Source organism: Pseudomonas algeriensis (assembly GCF_048847255.1).
Lineage (GTDB): Bacteria > Pseudomonadota > Gammaproteobacteria > Pseudomonadales > Pseudomonadaceae > Aquipseudomonas.
Genome location: NZ_JBKKRK010000002.1, coordinates 485,075 through 491,507, shown reverse-complemented (window position 1 = coordinate 491,507; position 6,433 = coordinate 485,075). Strand labels below are relative to the sequence as shown.

The following is a 6,433-nucleotide window of genomic DNA, read 5'->3' as shown; positions in this document are numbered from 1 at the left end:
AATCCTGGCAACTGCGCCACGACTTCAACTTCGCCGCCGTCGGCGTGCCGGGCCTGACCCTGATGAACCGCTACATCAGCGGTGACAACGTTCACACCGCCACGGTCGACGACGGCAAGGAATGGGGGAGGGAAAGTGAGCTGGCCTACACGGTGCAGAGCGGCGTGTTCAAGAGCCTCAACGTGAAATGGCGTAATTCGACGATGCGTAGGGACTTCAGTACCAATGAGTTCGATGAGAACCGGTTGATTGTCAGCTATCCGATCAGCCTGCTGTAAAAACCAAAGATGGATGGAGGCTGTACCACCGTCATCGCGAGCAGGCTCGCTCCCACAGGGGGATTGGCGGTGGACGTAGATTCAATGGCCGCTGGAGATCATTGTGGGAGCGAGCTTGCTCGCGATGGCGTCATCACATCCAACATCGATGCAAGCTGACCCACCGCTTTCGCGAGCAGGCTCGCTCCCACAGGGGATTGGCGGTGGACGTAGATTCAATGGCCGCTGGAGATCATTGTGGGAGCGAGCTTGCTCGCGATGGCGTCATCACATCCAACATCGATGCAAGCTGACCCACCGCTTTCGCGAGCAGGCTCGCTCCCACAGGGGATTGGCGGTGGACGTAGATTCAATGGCCGCTGGAGATCATTGTGGGAGCGAGCTTGCTCGCGATGGCGTCATCACATCCAACATCGATGCAAGCTGACCCACCGCTTTCGCGAGCAGGCTCGCTCCCACAGGAATCGAGGTATGCCCTAACCCCGCGACTCGACACCCAGTTCATCCCAGACCGATTCGGCCAAATGGAAGGTGGCATTGGCCGCCGGAATGCCGCAATAAATCGCACTTTGCATGATCACTTCCTTGATCTCACTACGGCTGACGCCATTATTGGCGGCGGCGCGCAGGTGCAGCTTGAGTTCTTCGTTGCGGTTCATGCCGATCAGCATGGCAATGGTGATCAGGCTGCGGGTATGGCGCGGCAGTCCCGGGCGGGTCCAGATGTCGCCCCAGGCGTGACGGGTGATCATCTCCTGGAATTCGCTGTTGAATTCGGTCAGGGCGTTGAGGCTGCGATCCACGTGGGCATCGCCCAGCACGGCGCGGCGCACTTGCATGCCTTCGTCGTAACGTTGTTTCTCGTCCACAAAAAACTCCTCAGGCCCGGCCAGAATCAAGCAGGAAATCCAGCACCCGCGCGCTGAACGCAGCGCCGGCCTGGACGTTGGACAAATGCGCGGCGCGGAACTCGGCATATTCGGCCCCATTGACCCGCTCTTGTATAAAATGCCCACCGGACGGCGGTGTCACCGCATCCTCGGTGCCCGCCACAACCAACAACGGCACGCGGATCGACGCCAACTGCTCGCGGAAATCGGCGTCCCGCACCGCCGCGCAGTTTGCCGCATAACCCTGGGGCGAGGTGGCAGCCAGCATGTCGGTGATTTTCTTTACCGTCGCGGGGTGCGCCTCGGCGAAGTCCGGTGTAAACCAACGGCCAATCGACGCGTCACGCAAGGCCACCATCGCCGCCTGGCCGTCACGCAGCACGGTTTCGATGCGCGGGTTCCACACCGACGGGTCGCCAATCTTGGCCGCCGTGTTGCAGATGACCAGTTTGAACACTCGCTCGCCCGCGTTGATTCCCAGCCATTGGCCGATCAACCCGCCCATGGACAATCCGCAGAAATGCACCTTGTCGATGCTCAAGGCATCAAGCATGGCCAGCACATCGCGCCCCAGCTGTTCAATGCTGTAGGGGCCTTCGGTCACCAACGACTGACCATGACCACGCGTGTCGAAACGCAGCACGCGAAAGTGTTCGCTGAAAGCTTGGATCTGCTCGTCCCACATGTGCAGGTCGGTGCCCAGGGAGTTGGAAAGCACCAGAACCGGCGCGTCTTCCGGCCCGTCCAATCGATAATTCAGATCGCCCTCGGCGAGTTTGACGAATCCCACAACAATCTCCTTTCAGGCTTTCAAGGCAAGGTGTTCGGCCACGGCTCGGGCGACCCAGGTCTGGGCTTGTCCAAGGTAGTGGGCCGGGTCGAGCAGATGATCGAGCTCGGTCGTGGATAGCTGCGCGGTGACCTGAGGTTCGTCCCCCAGCACTTCGCGCAGGTGCCGTTGTTCGGCCACGGCGCGCTTGCAGCATTGTTCGAGCAAATGATGCGCGGTGTCGCGCCCCACACGCTGGGCCAGGACGATGCTCACGGCCTCCGCCAGCACCAGCCCTTGGGTCAACTCCAGGTTACGGGCCATGCGCGACGGATCCACTTCCAGCCCGTCGGCCAGCAGCCGCGCCTGTTGCAGCGCGCCGGATACCAGGCAGCAGATCTCCGGCAGGGTTTCCCATTCGGCGTGCCACAGCCCCAGGCTGCGCTCATGTTCCTGGGGCATGGCGCTGAACAACGTCGACAACAAGCCCGGCACGCGCGTCGCCGCGCCGATCAGCACGGCCGCGCCCACCGGGTTGCGTTTGTGGGGCATGGTGGACGAACCGCCCTTGCCCGGCGCCGAGGGTTCGAACGCTTCGCCGGCTTCGGTTTGCATCAACAGACTGATGTCACGCCCCAACTTGCCCAGGCTGCCGGCGATCAGGCCCAGCACCGAACCGAACTCCACCAGGCGATCGCGCTGGGTGTGCCACGGCTGCTCCGGCAGGTTCAATTGCAGCTCGGCGGCCAACGCCTCTGCGACTGGCAGCGCGTGCTCACCCAAGGCAGCGAGCGTCCCGGAAGCGCCGCCGAATTGCAGCACCAGCAGGCGCGGCTTGAGCTCGCGCAAGCGTTGGCGACTGCGGGTGATCGCCCCCAGCCAACCGGCGACCTTCATGCCCAGGGTCACCGGCGTGGCGTGTTGCAACCACGTACGCCCGGCCATTGGCGTCGCGGCGTAGCGTTCGGCTTGTCGGGCCAGGCTGTCGGCCAGTTGCGCCAGTTCGTTTTCGATCAGCCCAAGCGCCTGGCGCAGTTGCACCACCAGACCGCTGTCCATCACGTCCTGGCTGGTGGCACCCAAATGCACGTACCGCTCAGCTTCCAGGCTCTGGGTGGCGATGCGCTTGCCCAACGCCTTGACCAGCGGGATCGCCGAATTGCCGGCACTGGCGATCGCTTCGCTCAACGCGCCGAAATCGTACAGGTGGGCGTGGCAGGCGTTCTCGATCGGCGCCACCGCCTCGTGGGGGATCAGCCCCACTCGCGCCTCGGCCCGGGCCAGTGCCGCTTCGACGTCCAGCATGGCCTGCACCCGCCCCGCATCGCAGAACACGTCGCGCATGTCGCGGGCGGTGAAGTAGGCATCGAAGAGCTGATTGCCCGGTCGTTCGCTCATAAACATTCCTTGAGAAAATAGATGCAGTTATGGCGAGGGAGCTTGCTCCCGCTTGAGTGCGAAGCGCTCACAAGAGAGGGCTGCCGCGCAGCCCAGCGGGGATGAATCCCCTCGCCACAATGAATCAAGCAAGCCTTAAAGATCGTGATGCAAATACGCCGGCTGCTTGGGCAGGCGCAGGCTGAACAGGAACGCCACTACCATCATCACCGTGACATACCAATAAAAGGCGTTCTCCATGCCCTGGGCCTTCAGGCTCAAGGCGACGTATTCGGCCGAACCGCCAAAAATCGCATTCGCCACCGCATACGCCAACCCTACTCCCAGCGCGCGCACTTCCGGTGGAAACATTTCAGCCTTCACCAAACCGCTGATGGAGGTGTAGAAGCTGACGATCGCCAACGCCAACGTGATCAGGACAAATGCCAGGAACGGGCTGCTGATGCTTTTGAGTGTCAGCAGGATCGGCACCGTGCACAGCGCCCCAAGGCCACCGAACCAGAGCATGGAGTTACGCCGGCCAATCTTGTCCGCCAGCATGCCGAACAGCGGTTGCATGCACATGTAGAGGAACAGCGCGCCGGTCATGATGTAGCTGGCGGTCTTGGCGTGCAGCCCGGCGGTGTTCACCAGGTATTTCTGCATATACGTGGTGAAGGTGTAGAAGATCAGCGAACCACCGGCGGTGTAGCCCAGTACGGTAATGAAGGCGGCCTTGTGGCTGCGAAACAGTGCAGCGATGCTGCCGGCGTCCTTGTTTTCGCGCATTTCCTTGCTGCTGGTTTCCTTCAGTGAGCGGCGCAGGAACAGGGAGATCACCGCCGCCACGGCGCCGACCACGAACGGAATCCGCCAGCCCCAGGCGCGCAGTTCATCTTCGTTGAGAAACTGCTGCAGGATCACCACCAGAGACACCGCCAGCAGCTGCCCGCCGATCAGCGTCACGTACTGGAACGACGCAAAGAAGCCGCGCTGGCCTTTCAGGGCGACTTCGCTCATGTAGGTGGCGGTGGTGCCATACTCGCCGCCCACCGACAGGCCTTGCAGCAGACGGGCGAGCAACAGCAGCACCGGCGCCCAGACGCCGATGTCCTTGTAGGTGGGCAGGCAGGCGATGAGCAACGAGCCGAAGCACATCATCAGCACCGAGATCATCATCGAATTCTTGCGCCCGTGACGGTCCGCCACCCGGCCGAAAATCCAACCGCCGATCGGCCGCATCAGGAACCCGGCGGCGAATACACCGGCGGTGTTGACCAGTTGCACGGTGGGGTTGTCCGACGGAAAGAATGCCGGCGCGAAGTAAATGGCGCAAAAGGCATAGACATAGAAGTCGAACCATTCGACCAGGTTGCCGGATGAGGCACCGACGATGGCAAAGATACGCTTGCTGCGCTCTTCACCGGTGTAGTGGCTGGTTGGGGTGGTCATCATTTTTCACTCGTTGGGGACTGACGACGTCTAGACACACTTCGTAACAGTCCCGTTCCACAAACAGTCTTTCATGCAGTAGCGCCTGTACCAACGCTATCGCGAGCAAGCTCGCTCCCACAGGGCTTGCATCACACCCGTGGCGAGCAAGCTCGCTCCCGCAGGGCTCGCATCCCACCCGTGGCGAACAAGCTCGCTCCCGCAGGGCTTGCATCACACCCGTGGCGAGCAAGCTCGCTCCCGCAGGGCTTGCATCCCACCCGTGGCGAGGGAGCTCGCTCCCGCTCGGCTGCGAAGCAGTCGCAAACCAGGCAGCGCGATTGGTCTGACGAAATGCGTCGCAAGCCAGCGGGAGCGAACTCCCTCGCCACCGAGAATTTCACTCAGTAATCGAAGAACACCGTTTCGGCATCCGTGCCCTGCAGGATCACGTTCCACTGGTACACACCTGACGCATCGGGCTTGGCCACGAGGGTGCCGCGTCGTTCCTGCGGCACGCAGGCCAGCAGCGGGTCGGCTTCGTTACCGGGTTCATCGTCAAAATAGATCCGCGTCAGCAGATGCTTGACCAGCCCACGGGCGAACACCAACACCACCAGGTGCGGGGCTTGGGTCGTGCCGCCCAGCCCCGGCACGGTGCCGGGCTTGATGGTGGTGAAACGAAAACGTCCCTCGGCATCCACCGGTACCCGACCAAAACCGTCGAAATGCGGGTCGAGGGGTTTGTCCTGGTCGTCTTCCGGGTGGGCGTACTTGCCGGCCGCGTTGGCCTGCCAGACTTCCAGCATCGCGTCGTTGACGAACTGACCATTGCCATCGACCACTTGCCCGGTGATCGCCACCCTTTGGCCGAGGGTCTGCTCGTCGGTCAGGTCTTCGCGGTTCAGCCAGGTCAGGCCGATGTGGTAGTAAGGCCCGACGGTGTGGGACGTAGTGGCGTTGAGCGTCATCTTATTTCTCCATCGGCGTGGCATCGCGGCCGCGCAAGACGATGTCCCAGCGATAACCGAGGGCGTAGTGAGGGACGGTTTTTTCCAGGTCGAACCGGGCGATCAAGCGTTCCTTGGCACTGGTGTCCGGCACGCAGTTATAGATCGGGTCGTATTCCAGCAACGGGTCGCCGGGGAAATACATCTGCGTCACCAGGCGCGTCAGGATGCTCGGCCCGAACAGTGAGAAGTGGATATGCGCCGGGCGCCAGGCGTTGTGGTGATTGCCCCACGGGTAGGCGCCGGGCTTGATGGTCTGGAATTGATACCAACCGTCGGCGTCGGTGACGGTGCGACCGGTGCCGGTGAAGTTCGGGTCCAGCGGCGCGTCATGGTTGTCACGGTCGTGGTTGTAGCGTCCGGCGGCGTTGGCCTGCCAGATCTCCACGAGAACGCCCGGCACCGGCTCGCCGTGTTCATCCAGCACGCGCCCATGAATGATGATCCGCTCGCCGAGCGGCTCGCCAGTGTGCTGGGCGGTCAGGTCGTGGTCCTTCTCCTGAATGCGATCTGCGCCCACAGTCGGGCCGGTGATTTCCGACAGCGAATGAGGCAGATACACCAAAGGTTTCGACGGCGAACGCAGGTTGGTGGACTGGTACGACGGGTGCAGGTATTCCGGCTGGGTGCCCACTTGAGGGCGGCGGTAACCAGGCTTGTCAGTCATGAAGCATTCCT

General features: G+C 62.3%; 7 protein-coding genes. 1 reads left to right on the top strand and 6 read right to left on the bottom strand.

Going from position 1 to position 6,433, the window contains the following annotated elements; genetic code table 11:
* Positions 1-278: OprD family outer membrane porin (locus ACLK1G_RS05255; protein WP_420764446.1), on the top strand; the 278-nt coding region annotated here is incomplete at its 5' end.
* 476 nt (positions 279-754) lie between these two features.
* Here the strand turns inward: ACLK1G_RS05255 and pcaC are convergent.
* The 6 genes from pcaC to pcaH form a co-directional block, all read right to left on the bottom strand.
* Positions 755-1,147 (bottom strand): 4-carboxymuconolactone decarboxylase, encoded by a 393-nt coding sequence (gene pcaC, locus ACLK1G_RS05250; protein ID WP_030142291.1) that lies wholly within the window; start codon positions 1,145-1,147, stop codon positions 755-757.
* Positions 1,148-1,157: 10 nt separating this feature from the next.
* Positions 1,158-1,958: a 3-oxoadipate enol-lactonase gene (gene pcaD / locus ACLK1G_RS05245; protein WP_420764445.1), complete on the bottom strand. Its 801-nt coding sequence runs from the start codon at positions 1,956-1,958 to the stop codon at positions 1,158-1,160.
* Between the two features lie 12 nt (positions 1,959-1,970).
* Complete coding sequence (locus tag ACLK1G_RS05240; protein WP_420764444.1) at positions 1,971-3,335, bottom strand: 3-carboxy-cis,cis-muconate cycloisomerase; 1,365 nt, start codon at positions 3,333-3,335, stop codon at positions 1,971-1,973.
* A gap of 135 nt (positions 3,336-3,470) precedes the next feature.
* The gene (locus tag ACLK1G_RS05235) at positions 3,471-4,766 is read right to left on the bottom strand and encodes an MFS family transporter (RefSeq protein ID WP_420764458.1); all 1,296 of its coding nucleotides are present in this window, start codon (positions 4,764-4,766) and stop codon (positions 3,471-3,473) included.
* A gap of 383 nt (positions 4,767-5,149) precedes the next feature.
* Positions 5,150-5,716 (bottom strand): protocatechuate 3,4-dioxygenase subunit alpha, encoded by a 567-nt coding sequence (gene pcaG / locus ACLK1G_RS05230; protein ID WP_420764443.1) that lies wholly within the window; start codon positions 5,714-5,716, stop codon positions 5,150-5,152.
* 1 nt (position 5,717) lies between these two features.
* Positions 5,718-6,422: a protocatechuate 3,4-dioxygenase subunit beta gene (gene pcaH / locus ACLK1G_RS05225; RefSeq protein WP_420764442.1), complete on the bottom strand. Its 705-nt coding sequence runs from the start codon at positions 6,420-6,422 to the stop codon at positions 5,718-5,720.
* Positions 6,423-6,433: the final 11 nt, after the last annotated feature.